This window comes from Xanthomonas sp. CFBP 8151 (assembly GCF_011761885.1).
GTDB lineage: Bacteria > Pseudomonadota > Gammaproteobacteria > Xanthomonadales > Xanthomonadaceae > Xanthomonas > Xanthomonas arboricola_B.
Genome location: NZ_JAASQZ010000002.1, coordinates 315,830 through 334,895, shown reverse-complemented (window position 1 = coordinate 334,895; position 19,066 = coordinate 315,830). Strand labels below are relative to the sequence as shown.

Here is a 19,066-nt window from a genome sequence, read left to right as displayed (position 1 = left end):
GTACCCTTGCGCGATGTCGCGTGTGAACAAAATCCACCAATGGAAAGAACGGCTGCGCGACCGCGCGCGCACGGTCAGCTTCGGGCGCTTCCTGTGGCGCCGCTTTCTCGATGACCGCCTGTTCCAGGCGGCCGCCTCGCTCGCCTACACCACGGTATTCGCGCTGGTGCCGCTGGCGATCGTGGTGTTCGGGGTGTTGTCGGCGTTTCCGGCCTTCAACGAGTGGAAGGACGCGCTGACCGACTTCATCTTCAACAACTTCGTGCCCGGCGCGGCGCGCTCGGTGCAGAACTACCTCAATCGTTCGCTGGAGGATCTGGGCAAGTTCACCGTGGCCGGTATGGTCGCGCTGGTGGCCTCGCTGTTGATCACCCTGCACAGCATCGAGCAGACCTTCAACAGCATCTGGCGGGTGGCCGCCGCACGGCCGAAGGTGACGCGCTTTCTGATCTACTGGACGGTGCTCACCCTGGGCACGATGCTGGCCGCCGCCTCGATGGCGATGGCCGCCTACGTGTTCGCGTTGCCGCTGTTCCGCACCACCGAAGGCCAGTGGCTGGCCGAATTCGCCTGGCGGCTGGCGCCGATGGCGGTGGAATTCGTCTGCATCGTGCTGATCTACCGCGTGGTGCCGCAGCATGCGGTGCGCCTGCGGCATGCGCTGCCGGGCGCATTACTGGCGGTGATCCTGATGGAAATCGTCAAGTGGGGCTTCGGCTTCTACCTGGGCAATTTCCAGACCTATCAGCGCATTTACGGCGCGCTGTCGGCGCTGCCGATCCTGCTGCTGTGGATCTACCTGAGCTGGGTCTCGGTGCTGCTGGGCGCCTCGCTGGCGTCCTCGATGGCGGCATTCCGCTACCAGCCCGAAGCGATGCGGCTGCCACCAGGCTTTGAGATCTATGGCTTGCTGCGCCTGCTCGGCCGTTTCCGCCAGGCGCGCATCCACGGCAACGGCCTGGACGAAGACCGCATCCTGGCACTGGAGCCGATGCTCACCGACACGTTGATGCAGGAGTTGCTGTGCGAACTCAAGCGCATCCGCCTGCTGCGGCGCGACGAGCGCGGTCAATGGCTGCTGGCACGCGATCTGGATGTGGTGCCGCTGGCCGAACTCTACGAAAGCTGCCAGCTGCGCGTGCCGATCGAAGACCGCCCCCTGCCGTGCCGCGACGATGTCTATGGCCAGGCCGCGTCCGCTGCGCTGGAACAACTGCGCCAACCCTTGCGCAGTGTGCTGGCGCAACCGGTCGGCGACCTCTACACCCACCTTCCCGGAGACCTTCCATGACCGTGCGCCTTGTGCGCGGCGCCTGTGCGCTGCTGTTGCCGCTGGTGTTGCTGACCGCCTGCAAACCCACCGGCGAGGGCACGCCCGCCGCTGGCGGTGCAGCGCCGGCGACCACCGCACAGACACCGCAAACGCCGGCCGCCCCCGCCGACCCGGCCAGCCCAACCGACACCTCGGTGGTGCAGCAGACCGCCGAGATGCCCAAGCTGTCGCTGCCGACCGTGACCGGCGAGGCCTATGACCTGGCCGCGCATCGCGGCAAGTGGGTGGTGGTCAATTTCTGGGCCACATGGTGCGCGCCATGCCTGAAGGAAATGCCCGAGCTGTCGGCGCTGCACACCATGCGCGACACCATCGAAGTGGTGGGCCTGGCCTATGAAGACATCAGCAGCGCCGACATGCAGGCGTTTTTGAAGGACCACCCGGTGTCGTACCCGATCGCCATCCTCGACCCCTACCAGCCGCCGCAGGACTTCGCCACGCCGCGCGGGTTGCCGATGACGTATCTGATCGGGCCGGACGGCAAGCTCGCCAAGCAGTTCCTTGGCCCGGTGACTGCACGCGACATCGAAACGGCGGTGGGCATCACCGGCAAGTCCGGCTGATGCAGGCGGCGCGCTTTATCGTCACCGGCGTGGTGCAGGGCGTGTGGTTCCGCGCCTCCACCCGCGAGCGCGCGGTTGCGCTGGGCCTGCGTGGGCATGCGCGCAACCAGCCCGACGGCAGCGTGGAAGTGGTCGCTGCCGGGCCCGACGCCGCGCTGGGCGCGCTGGAGACCTGGTTATGGCAAGGCCCGCCGGCGGCCAGGGTCGCGGCGGTGACACGCACGCCGTGCGCGCCGCCGCCGACTGAAGAATTTGTAACTGGCTGAGTCGCTGCCACCGGAGCAGGGCAACAGACTTGCGATGCGTCGCCGATAACCTTGTCAGCGCGATCAGGCGTGCAGGGGGAATGTATGGCTGCTCCATCTCAAGATCACACCGACGGGCACGAACTGCCTGCCCACCACCGCAACCGTCACCTGGCCCGGCTCGTGCCATGGTTGTATCTGGGCATCGTGGCGGGCAGCGGCTGGTTGCTGTTTTTGCAGCCGCAGACCCGTGTGCTGCAGCCTGGACAGGCGTCCACCAGCTGGCTGCTGGCCTGGATTTTCGGCGGCATCGTGATCGGTGCGGTGCTGTGGAGCCTGAAGCTCGCACATCACGGCCTGGGGTCGTCCGCGGCCAGCTATCCGTTGTCGGCGCGTCTGCCCGATTGCTGGGCCGACGCCTACGCTGCGCTGTTGCGTCCGGCCACCGCTGTGCCGCTATCGGCCAGGCCCGATCCTGCCGGCACCCAGCGCGGCGCCGCCTGGCATCGCTTCGGCGGCGGCATGCTCAGCGTGGAGAATTTCGATCCCGACGACGCCACCCGCGCGCCCTGGGACACCCTGGATGCCCAGGCCTGCATCGCGCGCCTGGACGATGTCCGTCCGGCCTGGCAGAACGCCACCGCCAACCGCGCGCTGCAACAGGAGCGTCGCTACTGGCTGGATGTGGTGCTGTCGCTGCTCGACCACGGCGTGATGCGCCCGCTGCAGGACGGCTACCTGCCCGACACCGCCACGCTGCGTACCGAGCGTTTCCTGCTCGGCGCCGATGCCGGCCCGATCGTCCTGGCCGAGGTGCCCGCGCTGTTCGCACGCCGCCTGGCGCTGGCGATCGAGGCCATGCCGGCCCCGCAGCGCGAGGCCGCCGGCGTCCAGTGGCGCCTGCTGCAGCAATTGCAGGGCCTGGTGGCCGAGAGCCGCATGCTGGACGAGCGCTCGCAGGTCATCCAGGTGCTGGCGTGGAATCCGGATGTGGACCTGGATCAGGTCGAGGTGGCCTACATCCTGGCCGCCGAGTACCGCCAGGGTCTGCGCGACTGGCTGCGCCGCGCCGCGCTGGTGCATCTGCCCGACAGCACGCTACGCCTTGACGAAGTGCTGCTGTCGTCCTGCAGCCCGCTCGGCCCGCAGGCCGACGATGTGGATTACATCGAAGCGATGCGCCCGCTGCACCGCGGTTTCATCCAGTTGTTCAGTCAGCGCCTGAGTCAGCTGGTGCTGCAGGCCGAGCAGGCCGAGCGTCAGGCTGGCCTGTATCCCTTGCCACGCGCCACCGCCGCCAGCGACGAGATCTCTCAGGACTGGCCGGCGTAACCGTCGATCGGTTCCAGCACGCCATAACGTTCCTTGTGCGGTTTGCCGTTCAACGGCGGCAACTGCAGCGTGTCATCGGGCACCGCGGTGTCGGGGAGCCGATCCAGCAGATTGCGGATCAGGCTCAATCGGCCGCGCTTCTGGTCGTGGAAATCCACCAGCGTCCATGGCGCATCCGGCGTATGCGTCACCTCGAGCATGCGCTCGCGCGCGGCGGTGTAGTCCTCGTACTTGCTGCGTGACTGCAGATCCACCGGCGACAGCTTCCAGCCCTTGAGCGGATCTTCCTGGCGTTCGGCAAAGCGCCGTTCCTGCTCGGCCTGATCCACGCACAACCAGTACTTGAACAGCAGGATGCCGTCGTCGACCAGCAGTTGCTCGAAGCGCGGCGCCTGTTCCAGAAACGCGTCGTACTGTGCGTCGGTGCAATAGCCCATCACCCGTTCCACGCTGGCGCGGTTGTACCAGCTGCGATCCATCAGCACCAACTCGCCGGCCGCCGGCAGGTGCGCCACATAGCGCTGGAAATACCATTGCGTGCTTTCGCGGTCGTTGGGTGTCGGCAACGCCACCACCCGGCACTGGCGCGGGTTGAGATGGCTGGCGATGGCCTGGATCACACCGCCCTTGCCGGCGGTGTCGCGGCCTTCCACCAGCACCAGCGCGCGCTGGTTGGTATGCCGCAGCCAGCGCGCCATGGTGACCAGTTCCAGCTGCAGCGGTGCCAGCAGCTTCTTGTAGGCCTTGCGTTTCAGGTGCGACATGCGCGTTCCGACACGTGTGGAGAGCGCGCAGGCTATTCGCCCAGACGTGGACGCAGTGTCGCCAGATTGCACGGTTTGGTACGCGCATCCAGTTGCGCACGCACGATCTTTCCCCAGGCGGTGCGGCAGGCCGAGGTGGAGCCGGGCAGGCAGAACACGAAGCTGTGATTGGCCAGCCCCGCAAATGCGCGCGACTGCAGCGACGAGGTGCCGATTTCGTCGACACTGACCGCGCGGAACAACTCGCCGAAACCGGGCATGGTCTTGTCCAGCAACGGCGTGATCGCCTCCGGCGTGCTGTCACGGCCGGTGAAGCCGGTGCCGCCAGTGATCAGGATGCCGTCGACCTGCGCATCGGCGATCCACGCAGAGACGATCGCGCGCATGCGGTAGCGATCGTCCGGACACAGGGCGCGCTCGTGCAGCACGTGACCGTCGTGGGTGAGGGCATCGGCCAGATAGTCGCCGGAGCGATCGTCGGCCAGCGTGCGGCTGTCGGACACCGTCAGCACGCACAGGTGCAAGGGAATGAAGTCGGGAGTGGAAGGCATGCCCCAAGCCTAGCGAGCCGGGACGACCGGGTACAGCACCACGGCGTGAAGCCGCACAACGGACGAGTCGCTCTCGAGCCCCTCTCCCCCCGGGAGAGGGGCTCGAGTGAGGGTGCAGCGGAAGACAGTCATTTACCTTGAAAAGGCAAGCAGCCCGCTAGTTACCTGACCAACCATGTTGGCGCGTGAGTGCTTGCATCAGTTCCGCGAACCCGTCGGCAAACCCATCCATATCGAACACGCCCGACTCGCGCCGACGCTCCGCCACCCGCTCCCGCAGCGCACGCAACACCGCTGGATCACCCGCCAACGCCACCGCCTTGGCCACGAACGCAGCGTCGTCGGCCACATTCATCTCATCCAGCCCCAGATGATGGTTCAGGCTGCCGGCCACGCGCGCGGCAAATGTCTCGCCGGGCGTCGTCAGCACCGGGCAACCCGCCCATAACGCATCCGATGCGGTGGTATGCGCGTTGTACGGATGCGTATCCAGGAACAGGTCCGCATGCCGGTAGTGCGCCAGATACTGCGCGTGCGGCAGCTTCGGCATGAAGACCAGGCGCTGTGCATCCACGCCTTGTGCCTGCGCCACCGCACGCAGACGCGCGTCGGCCTCGCCCGGCCCGGACAACAGCCACAGCACGCTGCCCGGCACCGCACGCAACACCGCCAACATGCGCGCCATGCTGCGTGGATTGAGCTTGTAGCTGTTGTTGAAGCAACACAGCACCACGCCGTGTTCGGGCAAGCCGCACTGCGTCCGCGACGGCGGTTCGGCGACCACGCGCGAGGTGTCCGACGGCTGAAACGCACCGTTCAAGCGCAGCACGCGCTCGCGGTAGAACGGCTCCAGCGACGGCGGCAGCGCAAACGCATCGCCCAGCACATAGTCCATCCACGGCGCGCCCGACGTTCCCGGATAGGCCAGCCAGTTGAGCTGCAGCGGCGCCGGTCGCAGTGCGAACACTTCCGGGCGCCCGCCGCCGCCCCAGCCGCGCAGGTCGAACAGCAGATCGATGCCCTGGTCGCGGATGTGCTGCGCGCTGGCCAGGTGCCCGAACTCGGTGACATCGTGCAGCGTGGTGGCTTGCGTCAGGCGCGCGCGAATTTCGCTGCGGTCGTCGTGGCTGGTGGCGAACAGATGCAGTTGCAGCGCAGGCTGCCGGCGCTTTAGCGCTTCGAACAACGCGACTGTCAGCACGCCGGTGGGATGCGCACCAAACCCGTTGGAAACGAAGCCGAGCCGTAACGCGCCCTGGCTGCGCACGGCAGTTGGCGGTAGCGGGCGCAACATCGCGGCCACTGCCTGCGCGCGCGTCCGTGCACACGCCAGCTGTTCGGCAGCGCTGGCGTCCTCGCTGAGAAAGGCGAACGGTTCCACCGCAGCAGCGCCCTGCGCCACGGCGCTGCGCACCTGCGCAGCAAGCGCATCCAGCTCGCGCCAATCGCACAGACGGCGTCGCCAGTTGAGCAGTTGCGCAGTGATGTACGGCTCGTCGGGCAGCAACTGGTGCGCACGCGTATACGCGGCCGCGGCAGCTTCGGCCTGGCCTGCATCTTCCAATGCATGCCCAAGCCACAACGCGATGCCCGGATGCTGCGGCACCAGGTCCGATGCCTGCTGCAGCAACGCTGCCGCGTCGGCATGCCGTTGCTGCGTCCAGCGCACCCGGCCAAGCCGCGCCAGCGCTTCCGGGTGGCCCGGCTGCAGTGCGAGCGCGCGTTGCACCGCGGCCTCGCCTGCAGCGATGGCGCCCATGCCGAGTTCGGCGTCGGCCAGCATCAACCAGGCGATGAAATCGCCCGGCTGGCGTCGCACCGCCTCGCGCAGGACCTGCGCACTCACGGGCTGTCGCTCAACCGTGCCAGTTCGTCGGCCTGATGCTCGTGCAGCAGTCGTGCGATCAGTGCATCCAGATCGCCTTCGATGATGTTGGGCAGGTCATACAACGTGAGGCCTTCCACGCGATGATCGGTGATGCGGCCCTGCGGAAAACTATAGGTGCGGATGCGCTGGCTGCGGTCGCCGCTGCCGACCTGCAACTTGCGCGTCTGCGCTTCGGCGGCGGCCGCCTTGCTGCGTTCGGCTTCCACCAATTGCGCCTTCAGCCGCTTCATCGCCTTGTCGCGGTTGGCGTGCTGGCTGCGCTCGGTCTGGCATTCCACCACCACGCCACTGGGCACATGGGTGATGCGGATCGCCGATTCGGTCTTGTTGACGTGCTGGCCGCCTGCACCGGACGAGCGGAACGTGTCCACCTTCAGGTCGGCCGGGTTGATCACGATCTCTTCCACATCGTCGGCTTCGGGAATGATCGCCACCGTCGCCGCCGAGGTGTGGATGCGGCCCTGTGATTCGGTCGCCGGCACGCGCTGTACCCGATGGGTGCCGGATTCGAACTTCAACCGCGAATACGCGCCGCGTCCGACCACCCGTGCCACCACTTCCTTGTAGCCGCCATGCTCGCCGGGGCTGTCGGATTCGATTTCCACCTTCCAGCCCTGGCGCTCGGCATAACGCGCATACATGCGGAACAGGTCGCCGGCAAAGATCGCCGCCTCGTCGCCGCCGGTGCCGGCGCGCACTTCCAGGAACAGGTTGCCGTCGTCGCGCGGGTCGCGCGGCACCAGCAGCAACGCCAGTTGCGCATCCAGTTCTTCCAGGCGCGCCTGTGCGGCGGCAATCTCCTCTTCGGCCAGCTCGCGCATTTCCGGATCGTTGCGCATCGCTTCGGCCGCGCTCAGGTCGGCCTTGGCGCGCGCTTCGTCTTCCAGGGCCACGGCCACCGGCTCCAGCTGCGACAGTTCGCGCGACAGCGTGCGGAACCTGTCGTTGTTGCTGACCACCTCGGGGTCGGAGAGCAGGTGCTGCAGTTCTTCGCGGCGCTCGGCCAGCGCTTCGAGCTTACGGCGCAGGGTCGGCGTCATCAGTCCTCACGATCGGGGTGGCTACAGGGGGATGTTGGTAACCCGGCTTTTCCGGGAACAGCCGGTCGGCCGCGCTGGTCAATTCCAGGTCGTTGTTGAGCGCGGCCTCGCGCAGCGCGGCGGTGGGCGGATGCAGCAGGCGATTGGTCAGCGCGTGCGCCAGCTGTTCCAGCACTTCGTCGGCCGGCCTGCCGTGGTGCAACTGCTGGCGTGCCTTGGCCAGCAGTTCGTCGCGGGTGCTGTCGCCGAACGCGCGCAAGCGCTTGAGCGGCGCCTGGCGCGCATTGGCCTGCAAGGCCTCGACATAGCGTGCCACCTGCAGGTCGATGATGGCTTCGGCCTGGTCGGCGGCTTCACGGCGGCCGCGGCGGTTGTCTTCCACCGCGCGTTCCAGATCGTCCACGGTGTACAGGTAGGCGTCGCCGAGCTCGGCCACCGAGGCTTCGATATCGCGCGGCACCGCCAGGTCGAACAGCAGCATCGGCTTGCGTTTGCGTGCGCGCAGCGCCAGTTCCACCTGCGCGCGCGTCACGATCGGCTCGCGCGCGGCGGTGGCCGAGAACACCACGTCGGCCTCTGCCAGGTGGCGGTCCAGATCGGTCAGCGGCAGGGCGTAACCGCCGTGCTGGCTGGCCAGCGTCTGCGCATGCGCAAGCGTGCGATTGGCGATCAACAAGCGGCGCACGCGGCCTTCGCTCAGGTGCTTGGCGGCCAGCTCGATGGTTTCGCCCGCGCCGATCAGCAGTACGATGGATTCGTTGAGCCGCGCGAAGGATTCCTGCGCCAGTCGCACCGCGGTGGAGGCCACCGACACCGGATTGGCACCGACGCGGGTATCGGTACGCGCCCGCTTGGCGACCGAGAAAGTCTGCTGGAACAGGCGGTCCAGCCCACTGCCCAGTGCGCCGTGGGCACGCGCCACTGCCCAGGCGTCCTTCACCTGGCCCAGGATCTGCGGCTCGCCCAGCACCATCGAGTCCAGCCCGGTGGCGACGCGGAACAGGTGGCGCACCGCCGCTTCTTCCTGATGCTGGTACAGATAGCCGCTCAAGCCTGGCGCGTGGGTCTCCAGCCAGGTCACCAGGCTGTGCGGGTCGTCGGACATCGCATACAGCTCGGTGCGGTTGCAGGTGGACAGCAGCGCGGCTTCACGCACCTGCGGCAGCGCGCACAGGGACTCGAGCGCGCGCGGCAGCGCGTCACCTGCGAACGCCGCGCGTTCGCGCAGGTCCACAGGTGCGGTCTGGTGATTCAGTCCGAGCACCCACAACGTCATTGTTCAGTTGCTTGCGATAAGCTGGCGGCCATTCAGGGCCCCATTTTACGGCCCGGTTGCCCCCGATGCCTGTACCGATTCGCATCCTGTGTGTTCTTTTGCTGGTCGCAGTCTCCGCCAGTGCCACCGCAGCACCCAAGAAGGCACCGCCCGCGCCGCCGTCCGCTCGCGCCGGCACCACCTCGCTGGAGCCGGTGCTCGCCGGCGAATTCGCCTTGCAGGCCGGGCAGTTGGACGATGCCGCCCGCGCCTACCTGGACGCCGCCAAGGCCGAGGCCGGCGACGCCGGGCTGGCCGAACGCGCCGCCCGCATCGCCATGCTGGCCAATGACGACCCGCGCGCGATCGAGGCCCTGGCGCTGTGGCGCGCCCGCGCACCCTCGTCGATGTCCATGCGCAGTACCGAAGCCTCGCTGGCCTTGCGCCGCAACGACTTGCGTACCGCCCGCCGCGATCTGCTCGGCCTGCTCAAGGAACCCGACCCGCGCGGCTGGCGCTTTGCCCTGATCGCCCTGGCCAATGGCGGGCGCGAGCCGGAAGCCTCAGCCGACGTACTCGAAGATCTGGTCAAGGCCGGCGCCATCCCCAATCAGATCGAAGCCTGGCAGGAATTTGGCCGGCTCGCCCTGCGCATGGAGCGCCCGGCGCTGGCCAAGCGCATCGTCGACGAGGTGGTGCGCCGCTTCCCCGAAGAGCCGCGCGTGGCCTTGTTGCACGCCACCCAGCTGCAACAGGAAGGCAAGAACGAAGAAGCGCTGGCACTGCTGAAGAACGTCGAGCCACAGGCGGTCAAGGATTCCGAACTGCGAGGCGCGCTGGCCTTTGCTTACGACGCCATGGGGCAGACCGAGGCCGCCGCACGGGTGTTGTCGACCGGACCGCAGGACACCCAGACCTACGGGCTGCGTGCCTCCATGCTGGCCAAGGAAAAGGATCGCACCGCGCTGGAGGCGCTGTACGGCGAGCTCAAGAGCAATGCCGCCAAGCCCGACCCGGACCGCCGCCTGCTGCTCGGCAAGATCGCCGAGTTCCTCAAGCGCTACGACGAGGCGGTGGAGTGGTATCGCGGCGTGCCCGGGGGGCCGCAGCTGAGCGAAGCGCGCCTGCGTGCCGCCAGCGCCCTGTACGAACTGGGCCGCAAGCCCGAGGCGCTTGCCGAAGCCCGCGCATTGCAGAGCGATGCCAGTGCCGACGACGACGCGCGTCGCGACGCCTACGTGCTCGAAGCCGAGTTGCACCAGCGCGCCGACGACGCAGCGGGCGAACTGGATGCCTTCGAACGCGGCCTGGCCGCCTATCCGGACGACGGCGCGCTGCTGTACGCCCGTGGTCTGGCCTGGGAGCGCCGCGACGATGTCGCGCGTGCCGAGGCCGATCTGCGCAAGATCCTGGTGGCCGAACCGGAAAACGTGGCGGCGCTGAATGCGCTGGGCTACACCCTGGCCGACCGCACCACCCGCTACAAGGAAGCGCTGGCGCTGATCGACCGCGCGCGCACCGCCGACCCGGACAACCCGGCCATCGTCGACAGTTACGGCTGGGTGCTGTATCGCATGGGCCGCACCAAGGAAGCCCTGGTACAGCTGCGCCGCGCCTGGGCGCTGGTCAAGGATCCGGAAATCGCAGCGCATGTGGGCGAAGTGCTATGGGTCAGCGGCAAGCAGGATGAAGCGCGGCGCTACTTCGATGAGGCGCGGCGTCTGGATCCGGACAACCGTGCGCTGCAACGCGCGGTGGAAAAATTCGGGCTATGAGCAGGGCGATCCGAACACTGGCCCTGAGCGGGCTGGTGCTGCTCGGGCTGTCGGCCTGCGTCAGCGTGCCGCGCGGGCAGGGCAGTGGCGCCGCGGTGGTCGAGCAGGTCTCCGAGGGTGCGCGTCAGGCCGAAGCCGCACGTCAGGCCTGGCTGCAGGCGCATCCGACCTGGTCGTTCCAGGGTCGGGTGGCGATCAGCAAGGGCAGCAACGGCGGTAGCGGCCGCATCGACTGGCAGCAGGACGGTGCGCGGTACCGCGTGCAGCTCAGCGCGCCGGTGACCCGGCAGAGCTGGGTGCTCACCGGCGACACCGCCAGCGGCGCCGGACGCCTGGAAGGGCTGGAAGGTGGCCTGCGCAGCGGTCCGGATGCCGAGCAGGTGCTGCTGGAAGCGACCGGCTGGACCATCCCGGTCAACCAGATGCCGGACTGGGTCCGCGCGTTGCGCATCGCCGACGCGGGCGCCGAACGCGTGGATCTGGATGCGGCCGGGCGGCCGCGTACCGTGCAGCAGGATGGCTGGACGATCGAGTTTCTCGCCTGGGCGCCGGCCGGCGCCGGCCAACCCGAGCTGCCGCAGCGCATCGAAGCCCGCAACGGCGAGGCCAAGGTGCGCTTGCTGGTCGATCAATGGACGGTATCGCCCTGATGTCCGCGGTGGAGACGGGCTGGTCGGCCTGGCCCGCGCCGGCCAAGCTCAACCTGTTCCTGCAGATCGTCGGGCGCCGTGCCGATGGCTACCACCTGCTGCAGACCGTGTTCCGGCTGCTGGACTGGGGGGACACCATTCATCTTCGTTTGCGCAACGACGGGCTGATCCGGCGCATCGGCGACAGCCTCCCCGGCGTGGCGGAAGACGATGACCTGGTCATCCGGGCCGCGCGCCTGCTGCAATCCAGCGCGGGCACGCAGGCCGGCGCCGACATCCGGGTCGACAAGCGCATCCCTGCCGGCGGCGGCTTCGGCGGCGGCTCGTCGGATGCCGCCACCGTGCTGGTCGCGCTGAATGCCTTGTGGGGCCTGGGATTGCCGGTCGACACGCTGGCCGAGCTGGGGCTGCGGCTGGGTGCCGACGTGCCGGTGTTCGTGCGCGGGCGCAACGCCTGGGCCGAAGGCGTGGGCGAGCGACTGGCCCCGATCGGTCTCCCGGCAGCATCCTACGTGCTGGTCGATCCGGGAATTCACGTGCCCACCCCGGTCTTATTTCAATCACAGGAATTGACGCGGGATGCTGCGCCCGTGAAAATAGCGGACTTCGCTTCGGGTTCTCTGCTCGACAATGCGTTCGAGCCGGTCCTGCGGCGCCGTGAACCCGCCATCGAGGCAGTGTTCCAGGCGCTGTCCAGGATCGGGACGCCGCGTTTGACCGGGTCAGGGGGCGGGTGTTTCGTCGAATTCGCCACGCGCGCTGCTGCAGAGCAGGCCGTGGCGCAGTTGCCGGGCCATCTGAGGGCGTGGGTCGTGGAAGGTGCGCCGCACTCGCCACTGCTCGATGCGCTGGACGCGAGACAGGTTTGATGCAGGGGCGTCGCCAAGAGGCCCAAGGCACCAGGTTTTGATCCTGGCATTCGTAGGTTCGAATCCTACCGCCCCTGCCAGTTGTTGATGCAGGTCCCCTGCGACAGTCGTACATGCAGGTCCCTCTGCAACAGCCGTATATGCAGGTCCCCTGCAACAGCCCGCACATCCATGTGCGGGGATTCACATAAAAGCCCGGCATTTGGTCGGCTTTGTCCAGCTCCACCATCGCCCGCACGCTCTTTGCCGCCGCCCGAGAGATCTCATGCAAGACCAACGTAATCTGCTGGTGTTCTCCGGCAATGCCAACAAGCCGCTTGCCCTGAGCATCTGCAAGGAGCTCGGCGTTCGCATGGGCAAGGCGCTGGTCACGCGCTTTTCCGATGGCGAGGTGCAGGTCGAGATCGAAGAAAGCGTGCGCCGGCAGGAAGTGTTCGTGATCCAGCCGACCTGCGCGCCGAGCGCGGAAAACCTGATGGAACTGCTGGTGCTGATCGACGCGCTCAAGCGCGCCAGCGCCGCGTCGGTGACCGCGGTGATCCCGTATTTCGGCTACTCGCGCCAGGACCGCCGGATGCGCTCCTCGCGCGTGCCGATCACCGCCAAGGTCGCCGCCAAGATGATCTGCGCCATGGAGGCCGACCGCGTGTTGACGGTCGATCTGCATGCCGACCAGATCCAGGGCTTCTTCGACGTGCCGGTCGACAATGTCTATGCCTCGCCGCTGCTGCTGGCCGACATCTGGCGCGCCTACGGCACCGACAACCTGATCGTGGTATCGCCGGACGTGGGCGGTGTGGTGCGCGCGCGCGCCGTCGCCAAGCGTCTGGACGATGCGGATCTGGCCATCATCGACAAGCGCCGCCCGCGCGCCAATGTCGCCACGGTGATGAACATCATCGGCGACGTGCAGGGCAAGACCTGCGTGCTGGTCGACGATCTGGTCGATACCGCCGGTACCCTGTGCGCGGCGGCCGCAGCGCTGAAGCAGCGCGGCGCGCTCAAGGTGGTGGCCTACATCACCCACCCGGTGCTGTCCGGCCCGGCGGTGGACAACATCAACAATTCGCAGCTCGACGAGCTGGTGGTCACCGACACGATTCCGTTGAACGAAGCTGCGCGCACCTGCGCCAAGATTCGTCAGCTCAGCGTGGCCGAACTGCTGGCCGAGACCATTCGCCGCATCGCCTTCGGCGAGTCGGTGAGTTCGCTCTACGTCGACTGATTCCGCATTCGGCGCCCGGGGTTCCGGGCGCCGCAATCCGTCTCGCCTGGTCGCGGGTGAGGCGCTTCATCGCCGCGAGGCGATATTCCAAACCAGGTAGTGAAATCCAATGGCAAAGACACATGAAATCAAGGTCGAGCGCCGCGCGAACGAGGGGAAGGGTGCGAGCCGCCGCCTACGTCACGCTGGCGTCATTCCGGCCATCGTTTACGGCGGCGAACTCGAGCCGGTCAGCATCCAGCTCAACCACGAGCAGATCTGGCTCGCCCAGCAGAACGAGTGGTTCTACTCGTCGATCCTCGACCTGAACCTCAATGGCGACGTGCAGCAGGTGCTGCTGCGCGACATGCAGCGCCATCCGTTCAAGCAGCTGATCATCCATATCGACTTCCAGCGCGTCAGCGCCAACGAGAAGCTCAGCGCCGCCGTGCCGCTGCACTTCATCAACGAAGCGGCCTCGCCGGCCGGTAAGTCCAGCGAAGTGGTCGTCACCCATGAGCTCAACGAAGTTCAGGTGGTCTGCCTGCCGAAGGATCTGCCGGAGTTCATCGAAGTGGACCTGGGCGCCCTGGAAGTGGGCAACGTGATCCACTTGTCCGAGATCAAGCTGCCGGCCGGTGTGGAAATTCCGGAGCTGAAGCTGGGCAAGGAGCACGACGTGGCGGTGGTTGCTGCCAAGCACGTGCGGATCGAGGAAGAAGACGCTGCCGGTGAAGAAGGCAGCGAAGGCGCCGAGACCAAGTAAGCCGTCGGCCGATCCCTCGCGCTGCGCGGGATCGGCTGCGGTCACTGGCATGTCTGCACTCCGCCTGATTGTCGGACTCGGGAATCCCGGTCCGGAACACGCGCAAACCCGGCACAACGCCGGGTTTCGTTTCGTCGATGCCCTCGTTGAACGCCATGGCGCGCGTTGGGGGCTGGATGCCAAGTTATTCGGCGAGACCGCCAAGGTCGAGATCGCCGGGCAGCCGGTCTGGCTGCTCAAGCCGGCCACCTTCATGAATCTCAGTGGCAAATCGATCACCGCCGCGCTGCGGTTCTGGAAGATCGAGCCGGAGCAGTTGCTCGTTGCACACGACGAACTGGATCTGGCGCCGGGCATCGCGCGGCTCAAGTTCGATGGCGGCCACGGCGGCCAGAACGGCCTGCGCGATACCATCGGCCTGCTGGGGCACGGCAAATTTCATCGCCTGCGGATCGGTATCGGCCATCCCGGCCACAAGGACCGCGTGGTGCCATGGGTGCTGGGACGGGCAGGGCGCGACGACGACGCGGCAATCGGTAATGCAGTGGACGCAGCCATCGATGTGCTGCCGCTGGCAATGGAAGATAATTTCAACGAGGCGATGAAGCGCCTGCATACGGAAAAATAGAGAATGGGGAATCGGGAATGGGAGGAGCGTTGCTCTTGCCATTCTCGATTCCCGATTCTCCATTCACTGGAAAACCCATGGGTATCAAATGCGGCATCGTCGGCCTGCCCAACGTCGGCAAGTCGACCCTGTTCAATGCGCTGACCAAGGCGGGCATCGCTGCGGCCAATTTTCCGTTCTGCACCATCGAGCCGAATGTCGGCATCGTGCCGGTGCCGGATCCGCGTCTCAATCAGCTGGCTGAGATCGTCAAGCCGCAGAAGCTGATTCCGACGGCGGTCGAGTTCGTCGATATCGCCGGCCTGGTGGCGGGTGCGGCAAGCGGCGAAGGGCTGGGCAACAAGTTCCTGGCCCACATCCGCGAAGTCGATGCGATCACCCACGTGGTGCGTTGCTTCGAAAACGACGACGTCATCCATGTGAACAACAAGGTCGACCCGATCAGCGATATCGCGACCATCGACACCGAGCTGGCATTGGCCGATCTGGACAGCGTGGAAAAGGCGCTCAACCGGGCCGAGCGCAGTGCCAAGGGCGGCGACAAGGATGCAGCGGCGCGCAAGCCGGTGCTGGCCAAGCTGCAGGCTGCGCTGGCCGACGGCAAGGCAGGGCGCGCAGCCGGTCTGGACGACGATGAAAAGGCGCTGGTGCGCGACCTGTTCTTGTTGACGCTCAAGCCGGTGATGTACATCGCCAACGTGCTTGAGGACGGCTTCGAGAACAATCCGCACCTGGACGCGGTGCGTGAACATGCATTGGCCGAAGGCGCAGAGGTGGTACCGGTCTCGGCAGCGATCGAAGAAGAGCTGTCGCAGCTCGACGACGCCGATCGCGACACCTTCCTGGCCGACCTGGGCCTGGACGAGCCGGGTCTGAATCGCGTCATCCGCGCCGCCTACAAGCTGCTTGGCCTGCAGACCTACTTCACTGCCGGCGTCAAGGAAGTGCGTGCGTGGACGGTCAGGGCTGGCTCGACCGCGCCGCAGGCGGCAGCGGTGATCCATACCGATTTCGAGAAGGGCTTCATCCGCGCCGAGACGATCGGCTTCGACGACTTCATCAAGCACCGCGGCGAAGCCGGTGCGCGCGATGCGGGGCGCCTGCGTCTGGAAGGCAAGGAATACCGCGTGCAGGAAGGCGACGTGCTGCACTTCCGCTTCAACGTCTGACCGGTTGCGCGCGACCCCGATGGTCGCGCAGATTCGGCACTGACGATTTGCTCAAAATTTTTGTTGACACTGCATGCGTCCCACAACAAAATAACGGGCTGCTTCACCCCGAACCGAATTCGCCTCATCGCACATCGGTCCGGTCGTAAAAGCTGGAGGGATACCCAAGCGGCCAACGGGGGCAGACTGTAAATCTGCTGGCTTACGCCTTCGGTGGTTCGAATCCACCTCCCTCCACCAGTTTCACGTTGTGGCATGCAGTTCCCGGCGCGGGAGTAGTTCAACGGTAGAACCTCAGCCTTCCAAGCTGATGGTGCGGGTTCGATTCCCGTCTCCCGCTCCATTGAACGCAAATGCATGGCATAATGCAAAACTCGCTCACGTAGCTCAGTCGGTAGAGCACCTCCTTGGTAAGGAGGAGGTCGAAGGTTCGATTCCTTTCGTGAGCACCACTACTCAATCGTCTTCAACTCCAAACGATTACCGAGACACGCACCCATGGCAAAAGCTAAATTTGAGCGCACCAAGCCGCACGTGAACGTCGGCACCATCGGTCACGTCGACCATGGCAAGACCACGTTGACAGCCGCGCTGACCAAGATCGGTGCTGAGCGTTTCGGTGGCGAGTTCAAGGCGTATGATGCGATCGACGCTGCGCCGGAAGAGAAGGCGCGCGGCATCACGATTTCGACCGCCCACGTCGAATACGAATCCCCGAGCCGTCACTACGCGCACGTCGATTGCCCCGGCCACGCCGACTATGTCAAGAACATGATCACCGGTGCGGCGCAGATGGACGGCGCGATCCTGGTGTGTTCGGCTGCCGACGGCCCGATGCCGCAGACCCGCGAGCACATCCTGCTCTCGCGTCAGGTCGGTGTGCCGCACATCGTCGTGTTCCTGAACAAGGCCGACATGGTCGACGATGCCGAGCTGCTCGAGCTGGTCGAGATGGAAGTGCGCGAGCTGCTGAGCAAGTACGACTTCCCGGGCGATGACACCCCGATCATCCACGGTTCGGCGCGTCTGGCGCTGGATGGCGACCAGAGCGAGATCGGCGTGCCGGCGATCCTGAAGCTGGTCGAGGCGCTGGATTCGTTCATTCCGGAGCCGACCCGCGACGTCGATCGTCCGTTCCTGATGCCGGTCGAAGACGTGTTCTCGATCTCCGGCCGCGGCACCGTGGTGACCGGTCGTATCGAGCGCGGCATCATCAAGGTCGGCGACGAAATCGAAATCGTCGGTATCCGCGACACCCAGAAGACCACCGTCACCGGCGTGGAAATGTTCCGCAAGCTGCTGGACCAGGGTCAGGCAGGCGACAATGCCGGTCTGCTGCTGCGCGGCACCAAGCGTGACGACGTCGAGCGCGGCCAGGTGCTGTGCAAGCCGGGTTCGATCAAGCCGCATACCGAGTTCGAAGCCGAAGTCTACGTGCTGTCCAAGGATGAGGGTGGCCGTCATACCCCGTTCTTCAAGGGCTACCGTCCGCAGTTCTACTTCCGCACCACCGACATCACTGGCGCTTGCCAGCTGCCGGAAGGCGTGGAGATGGTGATGCCGGGCGACAACGTGAAGATGGTCGTGACCCTGATCAACCCGGTCGCGATGGACGAAGGTCTGCGCTTCGCCATCCGTGAAGGCGGTCGTACCGTCGGCGCCGGCGTGGTTGCCAAGATCGTCAAGTAAGTGCCTGCGTCCAGCCGCCTTGCGGCGGCTGGATTCAAACGAATGGCGGGCCGGCTGAACCGCGGTCCGCCTTTGTTGTCTTAGGGTTTGCGGTAAACGAGTACATACGCCAGTAGCTCAATTGGCAGAGCAGCGGTCTCCAAAACCGCAGGTTGGGGGTTCGAGTCCCTCCTGGCGTGCCACTCCTCTTTCCGGCCCAGCGACTCGGGTCAGATCGGTAACTAGAGCCGGATGAATAGCAAAATCGAGCCTTCCAAAAGCGCGTCTGCTGCCAGCGCTGATATCGTCAAATACGTCATCTCCGCGCTCCTGGTGATCGCGGGGTTGTTTGTGTGGTTCTGGTTTTCTGCGCCCGAGCGTGCCACGCAGTTTGGAGCCTGGACGCCGCAATTGCGTGCGCTGGCCGTGATCGTGGGTCTGGTGGCGGGTGCGTTTGTGTTTTTGGGAACCGGCAAAGGTCGGGACACCCGCGAATTCATGTCCGAATCCAGGTTCGAGTTGCGCAAGGTAGTCTGGCCGACGCGCCAGGAAGCCATTCGTACGACCTGGGTCGTAATTGTTGTTGTGATCATTCTGAGTTTGCTGTTGGGCGGCTTCGACTTTGTCATCCAGAAGCTCACGCAGTGGTTCCTGGCTCGTTGAGGAGAATCAAGCAGTGAAGCGTTGGTATGTCGTTCACGCCTATTCAGGCTTCGAAAAATCCGTTGCGCAGGCATTGCGCGACCGTATCGCCCGTACCGAGATGGAAGACCGTTTCGGCGACGTGCTGGTGCCGACCGAAGAGGTCATCGAAATGCGCGCCGGCCAAAAGCGTCGGTCCGAGCGCAAGTTCTTCCCCGGCTATGTGCTGGTGCAGATCGAGACCCACGAAGAAGCCGGTATTCCGCGCATCGACAATGAAAGCTGGCACCTGGTGAAGGAGACTTCCAAGGTGATGGGTTTCATTGGTGGCACCGCCGACCGTCCGTTGCCGATTCGCGATGAAGAAGCCGATGCGATCCTGCAGCGTGTGCAGGACGGCGTCGAGAAGCCGCGTCCGAAGGTATTGTTTGAGCCGGGTCAGATGGTGCGCGTCACCGATGGTCCGTTCAACGACTTCAATGGCGTGGTGGAAGAAGTCAATTACGAGAAGAGCAGGTTGCGGGTTGCCGTGCTCATCTTCGGTCGCTCCACGCCGGTCGAGCTCGAGTTCGGTCAGGTCGAGAAGGGCTGACGCCGGCCGGGCGCTGTCTAGGCGCCCGCCTTGAATGCTGCTATAGTGCGCGGCTCGCTGACCTGGCGAATCGCCGGGAACCAATGGCTGCCGCATGGCAGCCATCTGCGTGTGGTCAAAAGCGTGAAGCCG

At 65.9% G+C, this 19,066-nt stretch carries 19 protein-coding genes and 5 tRNA genes; 19 read left to right on the top strand and 5 right to left on the bottom strand.

The genetic code is table 11. The features are described 5' to 3' along the window. The first annotated feature begins 13 nt into the window (after positions 1-13). The 4 genes from FHT08_RS09350 (at position 14) to FHT08_RS09335 (ending at position 3,473) form a co-directional block, all read left to right on the top strand. Entirely contained in the window at positions 14-1,291 is a 1,278-nt protein-coding gene (locus FHT08_RS09350) for a YihY family inner membrane protein (RefSeq protein ID WP_166774934.1), read from the top strand. Next, the gene (locus tag FHT08_RS09345) at positions 1,288-1,896 is read left to right on the top strand and encodes a TlpA disulfide reductase family protein (protein WP_104538427.1); all 609 of its coding nucleotides are present in this window, start codon (positions 1,288-1,290) and stop codon (positions 1,894-1,896) included. Before FHT08_RS09350 ends, FHT08_RS09345 begins: the two co-directional genes overlap by 4 nt. Beyond that, positions 1,896-2,162 (top strand): acylphosphatase, encoded by a 267-nt coding sequence (locus FHT08_RS09340; RefSeq protein ID WP_104604284.1) that lies wholly within the window; start codon positions 1,896-1,898, stop codon positions 2,160-2,162. Before FHT08_RS09345 ends, FHT08_RS09340 begins: the two co-directional genes overlap by 1 nt. An 84-nt stretch (positions 2,163-2,246) precedes the next feature. Further along, complete coding sequence (locus FHT08_RS09335) at positions 2,247-3,473, top strand: hypothetical protein (RefSeq protein ID WP_166774933.1); 1,227 nt, start codon at positions 2,247-2,249, stop codon at positions 3,471-3,473. On the opposite strand, the gene ppk2 is transcribed toward FHT08_RS09335, so the two are convergent. The 5 genes from ppk2 to hemA all read right to left on the bottom strand — a co-directional run bounded on the left by ppk2 (position 3,455) and on the right by hemA (position 8,992). Then, positions 3,455-4,237 (bottom strand): polyphosphate kinase 2, encoded by a 783-nt coding sequence (ppk2, locus tag FHT08_RS09330; protein WP_166774932.1) that lies wholly within the window; start codon positions 4,235-4,237, stop codon positions 3,455-3,457. The genes FHT08_RS09335 and ppk2 overlap by 19 nt on opposite strands. Positions 4,238-4,269: 32 nt before the next feature. Next, on the bottom strand, positions 4,270-4,788 hold the full coding sequence (gene moaB / locus FHT08_RS09325; RefSeq protein ID WP_166774931.1) for a molybdenum cofactor biosynthesis protein B: 519 nt from the start codon (positions 4,786-4,788) through the stop codon (positions 4,270-4,272). 157 nt (positions 4,789-4,945) lie between these two features. Then, a complete protein-coding gene (locus FHT08_RS09320; protein ID WP_166774930.1) occupies positions 4,946-6,634 on the bottom strand; it encodes a tetratricopeptide repeat protein in 1,689 nt (562 codons plus the stop codon). Next, the gene (prfA, locus tag FHT08_RS09315) at positions 6,631-7,716 is read right to left on the bottom strand and encodes a peptide chain release factor 1 (protein WP_104538421.1); all 1,086 of its coding nucleotides are present in this window, start codon (positions 7,714-7,716) and stop codon (positions 6,631-6,633) included. The genes FHT08_RS09320 and prfA overlap by 4 nt, the downstream gene beginning before the upstream one ends. Beyond that, positions 7,694-8,992 carry a glutamyl-tRNA reductase gene (gene hemA / locus FHT08_RS09310; protein WP_166774929.1) on the bottom strand — a complete coding sequence of 433 codons (1,299 nt, stop codon included), beginning with the start codon at positions 8,990-8,992 and terminating at the stop codon, positions 7,694-7,696. The genes prfA and hemA overlap by 23 nt, the downstream gene beginning before the upstream one ends. A gap of 65 nt (positions 8,993-9,057) precedes the next feature. Between hemA and FHT08_RS09305 the strand changes: the two genes are divergently transcribed. From FHT08_RS09305 to nusG, 15 genes are all read left to right on the top strand, one after another. After that, complete coding sequence (locus tag FHT08_RS09305; protein WP_166774928.1) at positions 9,058-10,746, top strand: tetratricopeptide repeat protein; 1,689 nt, start codon at positions 9,058-9,060, stop codon at positions 10,744-10,746. Continuing rightward, on the top strand, positions 10,743-11,396 hold the full coding sequence (gene lolB / locus FHT08_RS09300) for a lipoprotein insertase outer membrane protein LolB (RefSeq protein WP_166774927.1): 654 nt from the start codon (positions 10,743-10,745) through the stop codon (positions 11,394-11,396). The genes FHT08_RS09305 and lolB overlap by 4 nt, the downstream gene beginning before the upstream one ends. Further along, positions 11,378-12,265, top strand: a complete 888-nt coding sequence (ispE, locus tag FHT08_RS09295; protein ID WP_166774926.1) for a 4-(cytidine 5'-diphospho)-2-C-methyl-D-erythritol kinase — start codon at positions 11,378-11,380, stop codon at positions 12,263-12,265. Before lolB ends, ispE begins: the two co-directional genes overlap by 19 nt. Positions 12,266-12,268: 3 nt before the next feature. Beyond that, positions 12,269-12,345 (top strand) — tRNA-Gln (locus tag FHT08_RS09290). 185 nt (positions 12,346-12,530) lie between these two features. Continuing rightward, the gene (locus FHT08_RS09285; RefSeq protein WP_002811729.1) at positions 12,531-13,490 is read left to right on the top strand and encodes a ribose-phosphate diphosphokinase; all 960 of its coding nucleotides are present in this window, start codon (positions 12,531-12,533) and stop codon (positions 13,488-13,490) included. 109 nt (positions 13,491-13,599) lie between these two features. Further along, positions 13,600-14,235, top strand: coding sequence for a 50S ribosomal protein L25/general stress protein Ctc (locus tag FHT08_RS09280; protein ID WP_016900688.1), 636 nt, complete (start codon positions 13,600-13,602; stop codon positions 14,233-14,235). Between the two features lie 49 nt (positions 14,236-14,284). Further along, the gene (gene pth, locus FHT08_RS09275) at positions 14,285-14,863 is read left to right on the top strand and encodes an aminoacyl-tRNA hydrolase (protein ID WP_104538416.1); all 579 of its coding nucleotides are present in this window, start codon (positions 14,285-14,287) and stop codon (positions 14,861-14,863) included. Between the two features lie 77 nt (positions 14,864-14,940). After that, positions 14,941-16,032: a redox-regulated ATPase YchF gene (gene ychF / locus FHT08_RS09270; RefSeq protein ID WP_104538415.1), complete on the top strand. Its 1,092-nt coding sequence runs from the start codon at positions 14,941-14,943 to the stop codon at positions 16,030-16,032. A 154-nt stretch (positions 16,033-16,186) separates the two neighbouring features. Next, positions 16,187-16,272, top strand: a tRNA-Tyr gene (locus FHT08_RS09265). 29 nt (positions 16,273-16,301) lie between these two features. Further along, positions 16,302-16,375, top strand: a tRNA-Gly gene (locus FHT08_RS09260). A 33-nt stretch (positions 16,376-16,408) separates the two neighbouring features. Further along, positions 16,409-16,484: transfer RNA gene (locus tag FHT08_RS09255), tRNA-Thr, on the top strand. Between the two features lie 46 nt (positions 16,485-16,530). Beyond that, a complete protein-coding gene (tuf, locus tag FHT08_RS09250) occupies positions 16,531-17,721 on the top strand; it encodes an elongation factor Tu (protein WP_104538414.1) in 1,191 nt (396 codons plus the stop codon). Positions 17,722-17,827: 106 nt separating this feature from the next. Beyond that, positions 17,828-17,903: transfer RNA gene (locus tag FHT08_RS09245), tRNA-Trp, on the top strand. A gap of 49 nt (positions 17,904-17,952) precedes the next feature. Next, entirely contained in the window at positions 17,953-18,363 is a 411-nt protein-coding gene (gene secE / locus FHT08_RS09240; RefSeq protein ID WP_104607505.1) for a preprotein translocase subunit SecE, read from the top strand. Between the two features lie 13 nt (positions 18,364-18,376). Beyond that, positions 18,377-18,934 carry a transcription termination/antitermination protein NusG gene (gene nusG / locus FHT08_RS09235; RefSeq protein WP_016900683.1) on the top strand — a complete coding sequence of 186 codons (558 nt, stop codon included), beginning with the start codon at positions 18,377-18,379 and terminating at the stop codon, positions 18,932-18,934. The last annotated feature ends 132 nt before the right edge of the window (positions 18,935-19,066 follow it).

Excerpts from the sequence above, each read along its gene's own strand:
- FHT08_RS09280 (WP_016900688.1), top strand. The coding sequence starts at position 13,600 with ATGGCAAAGACACATGAAATCAAGGTCGAGCGCCGCGCGAACGAGGGG.
- FHT08_RS09285 (WP_002811729.1), top strand. The coding sequence starts at position 12,531 with ATGCAAGACCAACGTAATCTGCTGGTGTTCTCCGGCAATGCCAACAAG.
- FHT08_RS09335 (WP_166774933.1), top strand. The coding sequence starts at position 2,247 with ATGGCTGCTCCATCTCAAGATCACACCGACGGGCACGAACTGCCTGCC.
- FHT08_RS09340 (WP_104604284.1), top strand. The coding sequence starts at position 1,896 with ATGCAGGCGGCGCGCTTTATCGTCACCGGCGTGGTGCAGGGCGTGTGG.
- FHT08_RS09345 (WP_104538427.1), top strand. The coding sequence starts at position 1,288 with ATGACCGTGCGCCTTGTGCGCGGCGCCTGTGCGCTGCTGTTGCCGCTG.
- pth (WP_104538416.1), top strand. The coding sequence starts at position 14,285 with ATGTCTGCACTCCGCCTGATTGTCGGACTCGGGAATCCCGGTCCGGAA.
- prfA (WP_104538421.1), bottom strand. The coding sequence starts at position 7,716 with ATGACGCCGACCCTGCGCCGTAAGCTCGAAGCGCTGGCCGAGCGCCGC.
- FHT08_RS09350 (WP_166774934.1), top strand. The coding sequence starts at position 14 with ATGTCGCGTGTGAACAAAATCCACCAATGGAAAGAACGGCTGCGCGAC.
- ychF (WP_104538415.1), top strand. The coding sequence starts at position 14,941 with ATGGGTATCAAATGCGGCATCGTCGGCCTGCCCAACGTCGGCAAGTCG.
- secE (WP_104607505.1), top strand. The coding sequence starts at position 17,953 with ATGAATAGCAAAATCGAGCCTTCCAAAAGCGCGTCTGCTGCCAGCGCT.
- ispE (WP_166774926.1), top strand. The coding sequence starts at position 11,378 with ATGGACGGTATCGCCCTGATGTCCGCGGTGGAGACGGGCTGGTCGGCC.
- ppk2 (WP_166774932.1), bottom strand. The coding sequence starts at position 4,237 with ATGTCGCACCTGAAACGCAAGGCCTACAAGAAGCTGCTGGCACCGCTG.
- FHT08_RS09305 (WP_166774928.1), top strand. The coding sequence starts at position 9,058 with ATGCCTGTACCGATTCGCATCCTGTGTGTTCTTTTGCTGGTCGCAGTC.
- tuf (WP_104538414.1), top strand. The coding sequence starts at position 16,531 with ATGGCAAAAGCTAAATTTGAGCGCACCAAGCCGCACGTGAACGTCGGC.
- moaB (WP_166774931.1), bottom strand. The coding sequence starts at position 4,788 with ATGCCTTCCACTCCCGACTTCATTCCCTTGCACCTGTGCGTGCTGACG.
- lolB (WP_166774927.1), top strand. The coding sequence starts at position 10,743 with ATGAGCAGGGCGATCCGAACACTGGCCCTGAGCGGGCTGGTGCTGCTC.
- hemA (WP_166774929.1), bottom strand. The coding sequence starts at position 8,992 with ATGACGTTGTGGGTGCTCGGACTGAATCACCAGACCGCACCTGTGGAC.